The sequence below is a fragment of the Pseudomonas sp. NPDC090592 genome (genome assembly GCF_044769185.1).
Taxonomy (GTDB): Bacteria; Pseudomonadota; Gammaproteobacteria; order Pseudomonadales; family Pseudomonadaceae; genus Aquipseudomonas.
Genome location: NZ_JBIVXJ010000002.1, coordinates 189943 through 205928 on the forward strand (window position 1 = coordinate 189943; position 15986 = coordinate 205928).

The window sequence follows — 15986 nt, forward strand, 5'->3', positions numbered from 1 at the left end:
AGTCGGACAGAGGAATCTCCCATATCCCAGCAGCTTAAGGTACAATTCCCGGCTATTTTTCGGCGGGCGTCCGGCTCGCAGCCTTTTCGAGTGTTGACCCGTGAGTGATTTGAGTCATATCCGCAATTTCTCCATCATCGCCCACATCGACCATGGCAAGTCGACGCTGGCCGACCGTTTCATCCAGATGTGCGGTGGCCTGTCGGCACGCGAGATGGAAGCCCAGGTGCTCGATTCCATGGACCTGGAGCGTGAGCGCGGTATCACCATCAAGGCCCACAGCGTCACGCTTCATTACAAGGCGCAGGACGGCAAGACCTATCAGCTGAACTTCATCGACACCCCCGGTCACGTCGACTTCACCTACGAAGTCTCGCGCTCGCTGGCGGCCTGTGAAGGTGCACTGCTGGTGGTCGACGCCGGCCAGGGTGTCGAAGCCCAGTCGGTTGCCAACTGCTACACCGCCATCGAGCAGGGCCTTGAGGTCATGCCGGTCCTGAACAAGATGGACCTGCCCCAGGCCGACCCGGACCGCGTCAAGGACGAGATCGAGAAGATCATCGGCATCGACGCCACCGACGCCGTGGCCTGCAGCGCCAAGAGCGGCATGGGCGTGGACGAGGTGCTCGAGCGCCTGGTGCACTCCATTCCAGCACCTGAAGGCGAAATCGATGCCCCGCTGCAAGCGCTGATCATCGACTCCTGGTTCGACAACTACCTGGGCGTGGTCTCGCTGGTGCGCGTGCGCCAGGGCCGCGTCAAGAAAGGCGACAAGATCCTGGTCAAGTCCACCGGCAAGGTGCACCTGGTCGACAGCGTCGGTGTGTTCACCCCGAAGCATACCCAGACCGCTGATCTGAAAGCCGGCGAAGTAGGCTTCATCATTGCCAGCATCAAGGACATCCACGGTGCCCCGGTAGGTGACACCCTGACCCTGTCCTCGACCCCAGAGGTCGAAGTGCTGCCAGGCTTCAAGAAGATCCAGCCGCAGGTATACGCCGGCCTGTTCCCGGTCAGCTCCGACGACTTCGAGGACTTCCGCGATGCACTGCAGAAGCTGACCCTGAACGACTCGTCGTTGCAGTACATGCCGGAAAGCTCCGACGCCCTGGGCTTCGGCTTCCGTTGCGGCTTCCTCGGCATGCTGCACATGGAGATCATCCAGGAGCGCCTGGAGCGCGAATACGACCTGGACCTGATCACCACCGCACCTAGCGTGATCTATGAGCTGGAGCTGAAAACCGGCGAAACCATCGTCGTCGACAACCCGTCCAAGCTGCCGGACGTTTCTGCTGTCGCAGATTTCCGCGAGCCGATTGTCACCGCGACCATCCTGGTGCCGCAGGAGCACTTGGGCAACGTCATCACCCTGTGCATCGAGAAACGTGGCGTGCAGCGCGACATGCAGTTCCTCGGCAGCCAGGTGCAGGTGCGCTATGACATGCCGATGAACGAAGTGGTGCTGGACTTCTTCGATCGCCTCAAGTCCACCAGCCGCGGCTATGCTTCGCTGGATTATCATTTCGATCGCTACCAGTCGGCCAACCTGGTCAAGCTGGATGTACTGATCAACGGCGACAAGGTCGATGCCCTGGCATTGATCGTGCACCGCGACAACGCGGCCTACAAAGGCCGTGCGTTGACCGAGAAGATGAAGGAACTGATCCCTCGGCAGATGTTCGACGTGGCGATCCAGGCAGCCATTGGCGGCCAGATCATCGCGCGTACAACCGTCAAGGCGCTCAGAAAGAACGTACTGGCCAAGTGCTACGGTGGTGACGTCAGCCGTAAGAAGAAACTGCTGGAGAAGCAGAAGGCCGGTAAGAAACGCATGAAACAGGTCGGCAACGTGGAAATTCCACAAGAAGCCTTCCTCGCCGTGCTCAGGTTGGATAGCTAGGTCCTATGTCGCTAAATTTCCCGCTGTTGCTAGTCATCGCCGTCTTCGTCTGCGGCCTGCTGGGCTTGATCGACCTGCTGTTCCTGGCCCCGCGCCGGCGTGCGGCAATCGCCAACTACCAGGGCAGCGTCAGCCAGCCCGAGATGGCCGTGGTCGAACGCCTGAACAAGGAGCCGTTGCTGGTCGAGTACGGCAAGTCGTTCTTCCCGGTGCTGTTCATCGTACTGGTACTGCGCTCGTTCCTGGTCGAGCCGTTCCAGATCCCTTCGGGGTCGATGAAGCCGACCCTGGAAGTGGGCGATTTCATCCTGGTGAACAAGTTCTCGTACGGCATTCGCCTGCCGGTGATCGACAAGAAGGTCATCGAGGTCGGTGACCCGCAACGCGGTGATGTGATGGTGTTCCGTTACCCGAGCGACCCGAACGTCAACTACATCAAGCGTGTGGTCGGCCTGCCGGGCGACCAGATTCGTTACACCAACGACAAGCGGCTGTTCGTGAATGGCCAGCCGATTGCCGAACAACTGGTGGGCACCGAGCCGGGCACCCTGGGCAGCGCCGAGCTGTACAAGGAAAAGCTCGGTGAGGCAGAACACCTGATCCGCAAGGAAATGAGCCGTTATCGCATGCCGCCGGACCAGCAGTGGACCGTGCCGGCAGGCCATTACTTCATGATGGGCGACAACCGCGACAACTCCAACGACAGCCGTTACTGGGATGACCCGAACATTCCCAAGGAACTGCACGGCATGGTTCCGGACCGGAACATCGTCGGCAAGGCCTTCGCAGTCTGGATGAGCTGGCCAGAGCCCAAACTCAGCCACTTGCCCAACCTGTCGCGGGTCGGCCTGATCCATTGATACCCATCGGCGCTGTCCAGCAGACAGCGCCGAATGCATTTCTGACATAGGCTGTGTTCTCAGGGATCGGGAGATTCGCCGCAGATCGCGCGGCGGACCACAGCCAAACAGTCTTTCAGGATGTTGATTTGAACAACGCGTTGAACAACGAACGGGTGGCCGCATGAGTGCTTCCCTTGCCCCTCTGGAGCGAAAGCTCGGTTATACCTTCAAGAACCAGGACCAGATGCTCCTGGCGCTGACCCATCGCAGCTACGCCGGGCGCAACAATGAGCGCCTGGAGTTTCTCGGTGACGCCATTCTCAACTTCGTCGCCGGCGAAGCGCTGTTCGAGCGTTTCCCGCAGGCCCGTGAAGGCCAGCTGTCGCGCCTGCGTGCGCGCCTGGTCAAGGGTGAGACCCTGGCCCGTCTGGCGCGTGGTTTCGACTTGGGCGATTACCTGCGCCTGGGGTCGGGAGAGCTCAAGAGTGGCGGCTTCCGTCGCGAGTCGATCCTGGCCGACGCGCTGGAGGCACTGATTGGTGCCATCTACCTGGACGCCGACATGGACACGGCCCGGGAGCGCGTGCTGGCTTGGCTGGCTGATGAGTTCGAAGGCCTGACCCTGGTCGATACCAACAAGGACCCGAAAACCCGCCTGCAAGAGTTTCTGCAATCGCGCAGCTGTGAGCTGCCGCGTTACGAAGTAGTGGATATCCAGGGTGAACCGCACTGCCGTACCTTCTTCGTAGAATGCGAAGTCGTGCTGCTGAACAACAAGAGCCGTGGTCAGGGCGTTAGCCGGCGTATTGCCGAGCAAGTCGCCGCCGCGTCTGCACTGATCGCCCTGGGCGTGGAGAATGGCAATGACTGATAACAACCCGACTCGCTGCGGCTACGTGGCCATTGTCGGCCGCCCCAACGTGGGCAAGTCGACCCTGCTCAACCACATCCTCGGCCAGAAGCTGGCGATTACCTCGCGCAAGCCGCAGACCACCCGCCACAACATGCTCGGCATCAAGACCGAGGGTGACGTGCAGGCGATCTACGTGGATACCCCCGGTATCCACAAGGCCAATGACAAGGCCCTGAACCGCTACATGAACCGCAATGCGTCGGCGGCCCTGAAGGACGTCGACGTGGTGATCTTCGTGGTTGACCGCACCAAGTGGACCGACGAGGACCAACTGGTACTGGAGCGTGTGCAGTATGTGACCGGCCCGGTGATCATCGCGGTCAACAAGACCGACCGCATGGAAGAGAAGGCCGAGTTGATCCCGCACCTGCAGTGGCTGCAGGAGCAACTGCCGAACGCTGAGGTGATGCCGATCTCCGCGCAGCAGGGGCATAACCTGGAGGCGCTGGAAGCGCAGATCGCCAAGCATCTGCCGGAAAACGATCATTTCTTCCCGGAAGACCAGATCACCGACCGCAGCAGCCGCTTCTTGGCGGCCGAGCTGGTGCGCGAGAAGATCATGCGCCAGTTGGGTGCAGAGCTGCCGTACCAGATCACCGTGGAAATCGAAGAGTTCAAGCAGCAGGGCCACGTGCTGCATATTCACGCGCTGATCCTGGTAGAGCGCGACGGCCAGAAGAAAATCATCATTGGCGACAAGGGCGAGCGCGTGAAGCGCATCGGCTCCGAGGCGCGCAAGGACATGGAGGTGCTGTTTGACTCCAAGGTCATGCTCAACCTGTGGGTCAAGGTGAAAGGCGGCTGGTCCGACGACGAGCGCGCCCTGCGTTCGCTGGGCTATGGCGACCTCTAAGTAATGCTCTTGGGGCCGCTATGCGGCCCATCGCAGGCAAGCCAGCTCCCACACTGACAGCATCGACTTCAAGTCATGTGCAGTACCTGTGGGAGCTGGCTTGCCTGCGATGGGCTGCACAGCAGACCCAATTAGCAGTATTGCCGGGGCGCAGGTAACGAGTGAACTTTATGGAACAGCCAGTCGGTCAACCGGCCTACGTCCTGCATAGCCGTGCCTACAAGGAAACCAGCGCACTGGTGGACTTCTTCACGCCGCAGGGCCGCATGCGTGCCGTACTGCGCCGTGCGCGTGGCAAGGGCGGCAGCCTGATGCGGCCGTTCGTGCCGCTGGAAGTGGAGCTGCGCGGCCGCGGCGAGCTGAAAAATGTCGGGCGGATGGACAGCGCCGGCATCGCTGCCTGGTTGAACGGCGATGCCCTGTTCAGCGGGCTGTACCTCAACGAACTGCTGATGCGCCTGCTGCCCGCCGAGGCGCCGTTCCCGGCCCTGTTCGAGCACTACACCCTGACCTTGCAGGCGCTGGCAGCCGGGCGCCCGCTGGAGCCGCTGCTGCGTTCGTTCGAATGGCGGCTGCTGGACGAACTCGGTTATGCGTTTTCGTTGAGCCATGACGTGAACGATCATCCCATCACCCTCGACGGCCTTTACCGTTTGCGTGTGGATGCCGGCCTGGAGCGGGTCGAACTGGTACAACCCGGGCTGTTCCGCGGCACCGAGCTCCTGGCGCTGGCGGAAGCCGACTGGGACGCACCCGGTGCCTTGCTCGCCGCCAAGCGCCTGATGCGCCAGGCCCTGGCCGTTCACCTGGGCGCAAAACCGCTGGTCAGCCGGGAACTGTTTCGCAAGCGCTGATCACGACGTATGCTGTGGGGCTCAACCTTCAGGAGAGCCTTTCGTGACTCACAGCAACCGCATGCTTCTTGGCGTAAACATCGACCACGTGGCGACCCTGCGCCAGGCCCGGGGCACGCGTTACCCTGACCCGGTGAAGGCAGCCCTGGACGCTGAAGAAGCGGGCGCCGATGGCATTACCGTGCACCTGCGTGAAGACCGCCGGCATATCCAGGAGCGTGACGTGCTGGTGCTCAAGGATGTGCTGCAGACGCGCATGAACTTCGAAATGGGCGTCACCGAAGAGATGATGGCCTTTGCCGAGAAGATCCGCCCGGCGCACATTTGCCTGGTTCCCGAAACCCGCCAGGAGCTGACCACCGAAGGTGGCCTGGATGTGGCAGGGCAGGAAGCGCGGATCAAGGCCGCCGTGGAGCGGTTGTCGCGCACCGGTGCCGAGGTGTCGTTGTTCATCGATGCTGACGAGCGCCAGATCGAGGCCTCGCGCCGGGTCGGCGCGCCCGCTATCGAACTGCACACCGGGCGTTACGCCGATGCCGAAACCCCGACTGAAGTGGCTGAAGAGCTCCAGCGTATTGTCGATGGCGTGGCCTTTGGCGTGGGGCAGGGGCTGATCGTGAATGCCGGCCATGGCCTGCATTACCACAACGTCGAGGCGGTGGCAGCGATCAAGGGCATCAACGAATTGAACATTGGCCATGCGCTGGTGGCGCACGCCCTGTTCGTTGGCTTCAAGGCCGCAGTGGCCGAGATGAAGGCGCTGATCGTGGCGGCTTCGCGCTGATTTAAAGGTCTCCTGTACCGGCCTCTTCGCGGGCAAGCCCGCTCCCACAGGTGTCGCGCCAGTTCTGAATGTTGCGCTGTATCTGTGGGAGCGGGCTTGCCCGCGAAAGGGCCGGTACAGGCGGTGCATTACTCGGCAGGAAATACCAAGGTGAAGCAGGTGGGACCCAAAGGGCTGCTGTTCACCTCAACCCGCCCGCCATGCAACTGCATGATCGACTTCACGATCGCCAACCCCAGACCAGTCCCGCCTTCCAGCCGCGAGCGCCCCGAGCCCACCCGGTAAAAACGCTCGAACAGGCGCGGCTGGTGTTCGGCAGCAATGCCAGGCCCTTGGTTCTGCACCGATAGCCTCACTTCGCCGCCCGAGCGCTCGATACGCAATTCGACGGGCGTAGCGTCAGGGCAGTGTCGTATTGCATTGCTCAGCAGGTTTGACAACGCACGCTGGAACATCAGCCGATCACCCTGCGCCGTGCCCCAGCCCTGAACACGCAATTCAACCTCCTTCACCTCGGCGCTGAAGGCAAAAAGCTCGACAACCCTTGCCGTCTCGTCGGCCAATGCCATGGGTTTGCGAGCGACCTGTGTCTGCGGCTGGCTGACCTGGGCGAGAAACAACATGTCATTGATGATGCGATTGAGCCGGGTCAGTTCCTCGATGCTGTCCTCCAGTACTTCGCGGTAGCTGGCGTTGTCCCGCTCACGGGCCAGGGTCACTTGCGCCTTGCCCATCAGGTTGCTCAATGGCGTACGCAGTTCATGGGCCAGGTCGTCGGAGAACTGCGACAACTGGCTGACACCCTGATCGAGGCGGTCGAGCATCACGTTGATGCTGGTAGCCAGTTCTGCCAGTTCGTGTGGCAGGCCGGTGGCGGGCAGGCGATGCTGAAGGTGCTGGGCCGACACTTGCCCAGCAATCCGCCGGAAGCGCCGCAGCGGCTTCAGGCCGCGTTGCATCAGCCACCAGGCGCCTGCGCCAATCAATACCAGCAGCAGTGGCAATGCCAGCAAGGTTGAATGCAGATAGGCCTGCAGCAGGGCGTTGTCGTCGGCGCGGTTGAGCGACATCATCACCTTGACTGGGGTGTTGTCACGCAGCTGCATCAGCCGCGTCACGGTGAGCATCTGGTTGCCATTGCTGTCGCGCCATTGATGAAAAGCCAGGCGCGCAGCGGTGGGCAAGTCGCCGACCCGCGACTCCAGGGCCGGGCCGAGGCTGAGCAGGTGCGGGTGGCGACTTTCCAGGGCCAGTACGCTAAGGCTGAGGTTGTCATGCCCCATCACCAGGTCGAGCAGTGGATGGGCGCGGCTGCCCAGGTCCTCGCTGCGCAGGTCGACGCGCAGGTTGTGCTCGACTTGCAGCATCTTGCGCGCCAGGTCCTTGCGTGCACGGCTGTCCAGTTCGTGATCCAGGGCGAACACGGCCAGGCAGGCCAGCAACAGCACCAGTGCGGCCCCCATCAGCGTCACGCTCAGGCCCAGGCGTAGCGACAGGCTGGCGTTTTTCAAAAGCGCGCCTCAAGTACATAGCCTACCCCACGCAGGGTATGGATCAGCTTGTCGTCGAACGGGTCGTCGATCTTTGCCCGCAGGCGCCGGATCGAGACCTCGACCACGTTGGTGTCGCAGTCGAAATTCATGTCCCATACCAACGAAATGATCTGTGTGCGCGAAAGCACTTCGCCGGTCTGGCGCATCAGCAGGTGCAGCAGGGCGAATTCCTTGGCAGTCAGGTCGATACGCTGGCCGGCGCGGTAGGCGCGGTGGCGACCGGGGTCAAGCTCCAGGTCGGCGACGCGCAGGGTACTGGGCAGCATTTGCTGGTCGTTGCGGCGCAGCAGGCTGCGGATGCGGGCCAGCAGCTCCGGGAACTCGAAGGGTTTCAGCAGGTAGTCGTCGGCACCCAGGTCCAGGCCTTTGACCCGGTCGGCCAGGCGGCCGTGGGCAGTCAGCATCATGATGCGCGTGGCTGACCCGGCGCGCAGCCGTTGCAGCACGGTCCAGCCATCAAGTTCAGGCAGGTTGACGTCGAGGATGACCAGGTCGTAAGCGTGCTGGCGGGCCAGGTGCAGGCCGTCTATGCCGGTATGGGCACAGTCGACTACATAGCCGTTCTCGCGCAGGCCCTGTTGCAGGTAGTCGGCGGTACGCAGTTCGTCCTCGATGATCAGTAGGCGCATTGGGGGCTCGGTGTGATGAAAGGGGGCGATTCTCGACCCTGTAGTGACATCAGGGTCAAGGGGCAGGATGTTACGGCATGAGTAAGGGCCGGCGGTGCAGATAACGGATTTGTAATCCTGCAGTTATCTGGTTGTCTGTTCCGGCCCTTTCGCGGGCACGCCCGCTCCCACAGGATCATCACAGGGCTTGGAACTGTGCAGTACCTGTGGGAGCGGGCGTGCCCGCGAAGAGGCCGGTGCAGGCAATAGAAGCCCACATTGCAGGACTGTAATCCCCGTCTCACCTTGCTGTTAGCTGCCCCTCGCTAGGATGGCCGTGTCTGATCGGTTATCACGAGGCAAATACGATGAACCTGACCAAATACCTGCTGTTGGCCACCCTCGCCCTGGGCAGTGCCAGTGTCTACGCCGAGGGCGGTGCGGAGCGCTCCAGACAGTTCTGGCAAGCGTTCCGCGAAGACCAGCAGCGTCTGCATGGCGACAAGCAACAAGCCGTTGCCGAACGCGAGCGCAAAGCGCAGGAAAAGGCCCGGGAATTGGCCAAGGATTGAAGCAACAGCACCTGCGCTGCGAATGCTCCTCGTCGCAGGTGTATTCAGGCGCCCAACCGGGCGCCTTTTTTTATTTGCGTGCCAGCAACGTGGCACGGCGTGGGGCAGGCAGCCCTTCGATGGTCTTGCTGTGGTCGTTCGGGTCGAGGAAGTCACCCAGCGACTGGTAGCGCATCCACTCGGTGCTGCGCTGTTCCTCGATGCTGGTCACGCTGACATCGACGCAACGCACATCGCTGAAACCGGCACGGCGCAACCAGCGTTCCAGGGCCGGCACCGATGGCAGGTACCACACGTTGCGCATCTGCGCGTAGCGGTCTTCTGGTACCAGTACCTGGTTTTCGTCGCCTTCGATCACCAGCGTTTCCAGTACCAGTTCGCCACCTTTGACCAGGCAGTCCTTCAACGCCAGCAGGTGCTCGATGGGCGAGCGGCGGTGATAGAACACGCCCATGGAAAACACTGTGTCGAAGCCTTCCAGGTTGGCAGGCAGGTCTTCCAGGGCGAAGGGTAGGTGCCAGGCCGGCAGCTCTGGCAGGTACTGCTGCACGGCCTGGAACTGGCAGAAGAACAGCCAGTTGGGGTCGACACCAATCACCATGTCGGCGCCGGCGCCGAGCATGCGCCACTGGTAGTAGCCGTTGCCGCAGCCGACGTCGAGCACGCGCTTGCCCTTGAGGTCCAGGTGCGGGCTTACCCGTGACCATTTCCAGTCCGAATGCCATTCGGTGTCCACATGCACGCCGAACAGATCGAACGGCCCTTTGCGCCAGGGCGACAGGCCCATGAGCGCCTGGCGCATCTGCGCGCGGGTTGCGTCATCGCAGTCGCAGTCCAGGCGCAGCCCGTTGATCAGGTCGACTTCGCTGGGTTGCAGGGCGGGCAGCGCTTGCAGCGCGCCGCGCCAGCGGTCGAGGTCACCGTGGCCTTTCTCCAGCTTGGCTTCCAGTTGTGCTTGCAGGCCTTGCGACCAGCAAGCCAGGGGCGTGCCCGCCAGGCGGCGGACGAGGGGGGACAGATCGATCATGGCAGGGCTATCAACGAGGCAAAGTTAAGGCATTGGAACCACGGCACCACCTTGGAGAAGCCGGCGGCACGCAGGCGCTGCTGGTGGGCTTCAAGGGTGTCGGGCCGCATCACGTTCTCGATGGCGCTGCGTTTCTGGGCGATTTCCAGTTCGCTGTAGCCGTTGGCACGCTTGAAGTCCAGGTGCAGTTCATTGAGCAGGTCCTGCTCTTGCTCATCGGCAAAGCGCAGCTTTTCCGAGAGGATCAGCGCGCCGCCGGGCAACAGCGCCTGGCGGATACGGCCGAGCAGCTCCAGGCGCTGGTCGGGGGCAATGAACTGCAAGGTGAAGTTCATTGCCACTACCGAGGCGGGCTCGAAGGGCAGGGCCAGGATATCGGCTTCCAGTACTTGCACCGGCAGCAGCTCCTGGAACATCGAGTCCTGGGCGGTGAGGTACTGGCGGCAGCGCTCGACCATGGCGGCAGAATTGTCCACGGCAATGACCCGGCATCCGTCACTGCGCACATGGCGGCGTAGCGATTGGGTGACGGCACCTAATGATGCACCCAGGTCGTACAGCGCAGTGTGCGGCTGGGCGAAGCGCGCGGCCAGCACGCCGAGGTTTTCGACGATGGTGGGGTAGCCAGGCACCGATCGCTTGATCATGTCCGGGAACACGCGCACCACGTCTTCGTTGAAGACGAAGTCGGGGACCTGCTCCAGGGGTTGGGAGAAAAGGCGGTCGGGTTGTTTGCTCACGGCGGGCTCGAGACAGGGTGAAACGGGGGCGCATTTTATCCAATGGCCACGCATCTTGCCATGGCAACGCTTGAAGGGTCGGAGGGGCATGCCGGAGATAGTGAAGTTTCCTACACGGTTAAGTTATCTGGGCGAATGATTTTAATGTGGTTCGGGAGGACACTCCACCCTCGTTACTTTATTGGGTTTGTGGATTGGGAAATGAATGCCATGAATGAACGGGAAGAACTACCCGTAGATGAACTGGACCCCGTGCTCAGGGTGAAAATGTTGCCAGAGCGCTACTTTTCATTCATCGAGAGCCGATTGGGCAGCGGTCAACAAGTTGGTAGTTTGCTGACGGCTGATAACCTGAAAGTCATCAAGAAGTATGTCAATGTCGTAAACCAGTTGCCCCGCACTCAGGCAGACATCGAAAGGGATGTCGATTATGCGGCGCTGGGTGTTAATGCCTCGATGGTTAACGATTTGTATGTGGCGTTGCACCGGCATGTCTATGAGTGGGACATACTGGAGCGCAGCATAAAGCAGTTAGGACCTGAGATTGAGCTGTTCGCCGAGAGCCTGGTGCAGCGTGGCGGCAGCCTGTTGGAGAATCTTGAAAGCAGCGAAGTTTTCATGGCGATTAAAAGTCGCAAGGCCGAGCAGGGCGAGGATGTCTATACCCTGGAGTTGAGCGAAGAAGAGCAAGCTCAGATTGCCAGCGTGCTGACAGTTGGCATTAACGATTTGGTCAGGGAAATTGAAGGCACCCGGCGACGGATCGATGACGTCGATGCTCGCGCTAATTGGTTTAATGGTGAAATCAAGCGTGAGCTGAAACCGCGCATGGCCCGGCTGCTAAAGCACTTCGACGAAAAGGTCTCTCATGAGGATACGCTGAAAAAGCGCGAGCAACTGGATCAGTGGGATGAAGAGATTGATCAGTTGAAATCCGAATACGATGCCAACGTGGGATATGCGTTCACAGGCATTGTGCTGGGGCCGGTAGGGCTGGTGATAACCGGTGGTGTGTTTGGCAGCAAGGCAGAAAAAATCAGGGCTAGAAAGAATGCGCTGATCGAGAAGCGCGACGAACTGGCCGGTGCATTGGGAAAAATTGCACCCGCCCTCAATGACTTCGAGCGTGTCTCGACGTTGGTCAGGGATTTGCAATTCAGGTGCAAGGACCTGTCGGCGGCCACCAAGCGATTGGCAGACGTCTGGCTGTTCCTTGCCTCGTATGCCAGTACGTCTGTCAATGAAGCGCAGGAACTGAGCACTATCACTCAACTTGAGTCATTTGTTCACGACTTCTCTGAAGTCATCAAGCCGTGGAGCAAGATAAGTAATATTTGCCATACGTTGTCTGAATTGTTCAACGAGCTGGTTGAGGAGTATGAGGATGCCTGATATGGACGTTACGTATATTAACGCCAGAACACCTGATTTTGTGCAGATGCAGGCAGTACAAGATGAAATATTCCTGCTGATGGAAGACTGGGAGATGAAAGTGCTTCCAGGCGCACGAGAGCAACTGGGAGAACTGCGCGCACTGCTGCTACTTGTCGAACGTGCGTTCAAGGAGAGCCTGATTGGCGGTATCACATTGCTGGAAGACCGGGATTTCATACCGGGTGTACAGGAAGCAGATACGCACCCGAGGCTTGCCAGTGTATTGGAACGCTTGAACCAGCATCATGTCCGCTTGGCTGGGAAGCTTCTACGGTTGGAGCTGTTTTCGTTATCGGCCTTGGTCGAGTCATTGGCAGAGTTGGTAAATCGCACTGCCAGCCTTCAAGAACAGGCCGCTGCGTTCGATTTACGATTGGAACAGCTGCGGCAACAACGGGCAGATATTGTTCAGGCGATCGAAGTATTTGAGAAGCCTTCAATTGCAAGCGCACTGAAGGGCTTGATCCCGAGTGATGCCGAAATCGACCAGATAGCAGGATTGATCACTGATCCGAAATTCGATGCTGGGTTGCTCAAGGCTGTAACGCAGAAACTCTCCAAGCACGCTGATGCGTTGGAAGGGGCCAAGACTTTCACCGACCTGAGCAAGGCCCGTTCCAGGCTTGATACAAAAATCGAAGCTGCAGTGGCCGACCAACGGCAGGTGCAGCGATCATTGCAAGCTGCGCAAGATGAACTGGAAGCGGTCAAAGCATTATCGGGCATTGTGCCACTCAAGAACGCGTGGCTGCACGAGCTTCGCAAGGTGGAACTGGAGTGGCATTCTCAGGCCTCCAGGCTCAGCACAACGATGGGCCTGGAAGCCGCTACGGTCGCGTTGAAAGATCTGTGCGAATACCTGAAGGCGGTACAGCTGATGTACGACCGCAGTTGATCGCCTTTAGCGGACGATAATCTTGCAGTCGAAGCTTTGCACCGGGGCGACGTCTGCTGCCCAAGGCTGCTGGTAGACCAGCACCAGTTGTGCTTCCCCGGTGCTGCTGGCGAGGAAGCGCCAGGTTGAGACCCCGGCACTGCCGACCACGTCTTGCTCTTCGGGGGCGCTGTAAACCTCTGGGCCGAGGCTGCGCAATACGCTAGAGGCGGGGTTTTCTACGCGCCAGCGATAGCCTGTTGACGGGTTGCTGGGCAAGCTCAGGGTCAGTGCCTGGCCAACCTGCAGCCGCGTTGGGCATTCACTTTCGGCGTCCAGTTCGACGGGCTGTGTGGGTTGTTGCGCGCAGGCAGAAAGCAGGGCGAAGCTCAGGGGAACGAGCAGACGAGGGGCGGTCATGTTGGCTCCGGGGGCTGGCGATGGCCTGAGGATAACCGATGATCGATGAGTTTTGTGTTGTCAGTGCCGGCCACTTCGCGGCTAAAGCCGCTCCCACAGGGTCACCGACGCCTTCAAGGGCAGTGACATCCCTGTGGGAGCGGCTTTAGCCGCGAAGTGGCCGGTGCAGGCTAGAACAGCACTTTGGCCACGTCGGCAAAGCGCTTGGCGAAATGCACGGTCAGGCCTTCGCGCAGGTAATCGGGCAGTTCGTCGAAGTCCCCACGGTTTGGCTCAGGCAGGATCAACTCGAAAATCTTCTGCCGCCGCGCCGCAATCACTTTCTCGCGCACACCGCCAATCGGCAGCACCTGGCCGGTGAGGGTCAACTCGCCGGTCATGGCCACGCCTTTTTTCGGGGCCTGGTCACGGGCCAGCGACAGCAGGGCACTGGCCATGGTGATGCCGGCACTCGGGCCGTCTTTGGGCGTGGCGCCTTCAGGTACGTGCAAGTGAATGAACGCTTCATTGAAGAACCCGGTGTCACCACCAAACTGCTTGAGGTTGGAGCTGACGTAGCTGTAGGCAATCTCGGCCGACTCCTTCATTACATCCCCCAGCTTGCCGGTCAGCTTGAAGCCACGGTTGAGGGTGTGGATGCGGGTCGCCTCGATCGGTAGCGTGGCGCCGCCCATGCTGGTCCAGGCCAGGCCAGTGATCACGCCTTTGCCAGCCAGTACCTGCTCGCTGCGAAACACCGGCGTACCGAGCGCGGCCTCCAGGTCCTTGGTGCCGATCTTCAGCTTGGCTTCAGGGTCTTCCAGCAACTTGATGACGGCCTTGCGCACCAGCTTGCCCAATTGCTTCTCAAGCTGGCGCACGCCGGCTTCGCGGGCATAGCCTTCGATCACCATGCGCAAGGCACTGTCGCTGATGCTGAGGCTGGTCTTGGCCACGCCAGCCTTTTCCAGCTGCTTGGGCCACAGGTGGCGCTTGGCGATGGCCAGCTTTTCTTCGGTGATGTAACCGGACAGGCGGATCACTTCCATGCGGTCGAGCAACGGCCCGGGGATCGAGTCGAGGGTGTTGGCGGTGCACACGAACAGCACTTTGGACAGGTCCAGGCGCAAGTCGAGGTAGTGGTCGAGGAAGTCGACGTTCTGTTCCGGGTCGAGGGTTTCCAGCAGCGCCGAAGCCGGGTCGCCCTGGTAGCTCTGGCCCATCTTGTCGATCTCGTCGAGCATGATCACCGGGTTCATCACTTCGACGTCTTTCAGCGCCTGCACCAGCTTGCCGGGCTGGGCGCCGATGTAGGTACGCCGGTGGCCCTTGATCTCGGCTTCGTCACGCATGCCGCCAACGCTGAAGCGATAGAACGGCCGGCCCAGCGACTCGGCAATGGACTTGCCGATGCTGGTCTTGCCCACCCCGGGCGGGCCTACCAGCAGTACGATCGAGCCGCTGATCTCGCCTTTCCAGGCGCCCACGGCGAGGAATTCGAGGATGCGTTCCTTGATGTCGTCGAGGCCCGCGTGGTACTGGTCGAGCACCTTGCGCGCATGCTTGAGGTCGAGCTTGTCCTTGCCGTACACGCCCCACGGCAGGGCGGTGGCCCATTCGAGGTAGTTGCGGGTGACGGCGTATTCCGGCGAGCCGGTTTCGAGGATAGCCAGCTTGCCCATCTCTTCATCGATGCGCTTTTGCGCCTGGGGCGGCAGGGTCTTGCCTTCGAGGCGCTGTTCGAACTGTTCAAGGTCGGCACTGCGGTCGTCCTTGGTCAAGCCCAGCTCCTGCTGGATGACCTTGAGCTGTTCCTTGAGAAAGAACTCACGCTGGTGTTCACCGATCTGCCGGTTGACCTCGGCCGAGATCTCGTTCTGCAGGCGCGCGACTTCCACCTCTTTGCGCAGCATCGGCAGGACCTTTTCCATGCGTTTGAGCATGGGCACGCAGTCGAGTACTTCCTGCAACTGGTTGCCGGTGGCCGAGGTGAGTGCGGCGGCGAAGTCGGTGAGCGGCGACGGGTCGTTGGGGCTGAAGCGGTTGAGGTAGTTCTTCAGTTCTTCGCTGTACAGCGGGTTGAGCGGCAGCAGCTCCTTGATCGCGTTGATCAGCGCCATGCCGTAGGCCTTGACCTCGTCGGTCGGTTCGGCGGGCTGGCGCGGGTATTCCACTTCGACCAGGTAGGGTGGGCGATGGTGCTTGAGCCAGCTGCGGATGCGTACCCGGGTCAGGCCTTGGGCGACGAATTGCAGCTTGCCGTTTTCGCGGCTGGCGTGGTGCACCTTGACCAGCGTGCCGTACTGCGGCAGCGCCGAGGTATCGAAATGGCGATGGTCTTCTGGCGGGGTGTCCATGAAGAACAGTGCCAGGCAGTGGTCCGGTGACTTGGCCACCAGGTCGAGGGTTTCGGCCCAGGGTTCTTCATTGACGATGACCGGCAGTACCTGGGCCGGGAAGAACGGGCGGTTGTGGATCGGGATCACGTAGACCTTGTCCGGCAACTGCTGGCCGGGCAGGGCGAGGGCGTGGCCGGTTTCGGCCTGGGTAGTGGTGTGCTCGACTTCGCTGTGTTCGTCGGGGTGTTCCGGGAAATCCTGCTGGTCGCTCATGGGGCACCTGCGTGAATGACT

General features: G+C 60.9%; 15 protein-coding genes. 9 read left to right on the plus strand and 6 right to left on the minus strand.

Annotated features, from left to right (window positions below; all coding sequences use genetic code 11):
• The first annotated feature begins 100 nt into the window (after positions 1 to 100).
• The 6 genes from lepA (at position 101) to pdxJ (ending at position 6146) form a co-directional block, all read left to right on the plus strand.
• Positions 101 to 1900: a translation elongation factor 4 gene (gene lepA, locus ACIQUI_RS02430; protein WP_025754588.1), complete on the plus strand. Its 1800-nt coding sequence runs from the start codon at positions 101 to 103 to the stop codon at positions 1898 to 1900.
• Positions 1901 to 1905: 5 nt separating this feature from the next.
• Positions 1906 to 2760 carry a signal peptidase I gene (lepB, locus tag ACIQUI_RS02435; protein WP_049276347.1) on the plus strand — a complete coding sequence of 285 codons (855 nt, stop codon included), beginning with the start codon at positions 1906 to 1908 and terminating at the stop codon, positions 2758 to 2760.
• A gap of 163 nt (positions 2761 to 2923) precedes the next feature.
• Positions 2924 to 3613 (plus strand): ribonuclease III, encoded by a 690-nt coding sequence (gene rnc / locus ACIQUI_RS02440; protein ID WP_391132087.1) that lies wholly within the window; start codon positions 2924 to 2926, stop codon positions 3611 to 3613.
• Entirely contained in the window at positions 3606 to 4508 is a 903-nt protein-coding gene (gene era, locus ACIQUI_RS02445; RefSeq protein ID WP_391132085.1) for a GTPase Era, read from the plus strand. The genes rnc and era overlap by 8 nt, the downstream gene beginning before the upstream one ends.
• Before the next feature lie 170 nt (positions 4509 to 4678).
• Entirely contained in the window at positions 4679 to 5362 is a 684-nt protein-coding gene (gene recO / locus ACIQUI_RS02450) for a DNA repair protein RecO (protein ID WP_403194673.1), read from the plus strand.
• Between the two features lie 61 nt (positions 5363 to 5423).
• Positions 5424 to 6146 carry a pyridoxine 5'-phosphate synthase gene (pdxJ, locus tag ACIQUI_RS02455; protein WP_403194818.1) on the plus strand — a complete coding sequence of 241 codons (723 nt, stop codon included), beginning with the start codon at positions 5424 to 5426 and terminating at the stop codon, positions 6144 to 6146.
• 128 nt (positions 6147 to 6274) lie between these two features.
• Here the strand turns inward: pdxJ and ACIQUI_RS02460 are convergent, their stop codons facing one another.
• Both ACIQUI_RS02460 and ACIQUI_RS02465 read right to left on the minus strand, forming a co-directional pair.
• Complete coding sequence (locus ACIQUI_RS02460) at positions 6275 to 7657, minus strand: heavy metal sensor histidine kinase (protein ID WP_403194675.1); 1383 nt, start codon at positions 7655 to 7657, stop codon at positions 6275 to 6277.
• Positions 7654 to 8328, minus strand: a complete 675-nt coding sequence (locus ACIQUI_RS02465; RefSeq protein ID WP_403194677.1) for a heavy metal response regulator transcription factor — start codon at positions 8326 to 8328, stop codon at positions 7654 to 7656. Before ACIQUI_RS02465 ends, ACIQUI_RS02460 begins: the two co-directional genes overlap by 4 nt.
• 347 nt (positions 8329 to 8675) lie before the next feature.
• Here ACIQUI_RS02465 and ACIQUI_RS02470 point away from each other — a divergent pair, with 347 nt between their 5' ends.
• Entirely contained in the window at positions 8676 to 8879 is a 204-nt protein-coding gene (locus ACIQUI_RS02470) for a hypothetical protein (RefSeq protein WP_286918920.1), read from the plus strand.
• Positions 8880 to 8949: 70 nt separating this feature from the next.
• Here ACIQUI_RS02470 and cmoB read toward each other — a convergent pair whose 3' ends face one another.
• Both cmoB and cmoA read right to left on the minus strand, forming a co-directional pair.
• Positions 8950 to 9906, minus strand: a complete 957-nt coding sequence (gene cmoB / locus ACIQUI_RS02475; RefSeq protein ID WP_403194678.1) for a tRNA 5-methoxyuridine(34)/uridine 5-oxyacetic acid(34) synthase CmoB — start codon at positions 9904 to 9906, stop codon at positions 8950 to 8952.
• Positions 9903 to 10646: a carboxy-S-adenosyl-L-methionine synthase CmoA gene (gene cmoA / locus ACIQUI_RS02480; protein WP_403194680.1), complete on the minus strand. Its 744-nt coding sequence runs from the start codon at positions 10644 to 10646 to the stop codon at positions 9903 to 9905. Before cmoA ends, cmoB begins: the two co-directional genes overlap by 4 nt.
• A 60-nt stretch (positions 10647 to 10706) precedes the next feature.
• Between cmoA and ACIQUI_RS02485 the strand changes: the two genes are divergently transcribed.
• Positions 10707 to 12038: an alpha-xenorhabdolysin family binary toxin subunit A gene (locus ACIQUI_RS02485; RefSeq protein ID WP_403194682.1), complete on the plus strand. Its 1332-nt coding sequence runs from the start codon at positions 10707 to 10709 to the stop codon at positions 12036 to 12038.
• Complete coding sequence (locus tag ACIQUI_RS02490; RefSeq protein WP_403194684.1) at positions 12031 to 12975, plus strand: alpha-xenorhabdolysin family binary toxin subunit B; 945 nt, start codon at positions 12031 to 12033, stop codon at positions 12973 to 12975. Before ACIQUI_RS02485 ends, ACIQUI_RS02490 begins: the two co-directional genes overlap by 8 nt.
• Before the next feature lie 6 nt (positions 12976 to 12981).
• Here the strand turns inward: ACIQUI_RS02490 and ACIQUI_RS02495 are convergent, their stop codons facing one another.
• Positions 12982 to 13374: a protease inhibitor I42 family protein gene (locus tag ACIQUI_RS02495; protein WP_403194686.1), complete on the minus strand. Its 393-nt coding sequence runs from the start codon at positions 13372 to 13374 to the stop codon at positions 12982 to 12984.
• Between the two features lie 170 nt (positions 13375 to 13544).
• Positions 13545 to 15965 (minus strand): endopeptidase La, encoded by a 2421-nt coding sequence (gene lon / locus ACIQUI_RS02500; protein ID WP_403194688.1) that lies wholly within the window; start codon positions 15963 to 15965, stop codon positions 13545 to 13547.
• Positions 15966 to 15986: the final 21 nt, after the last annotated feature.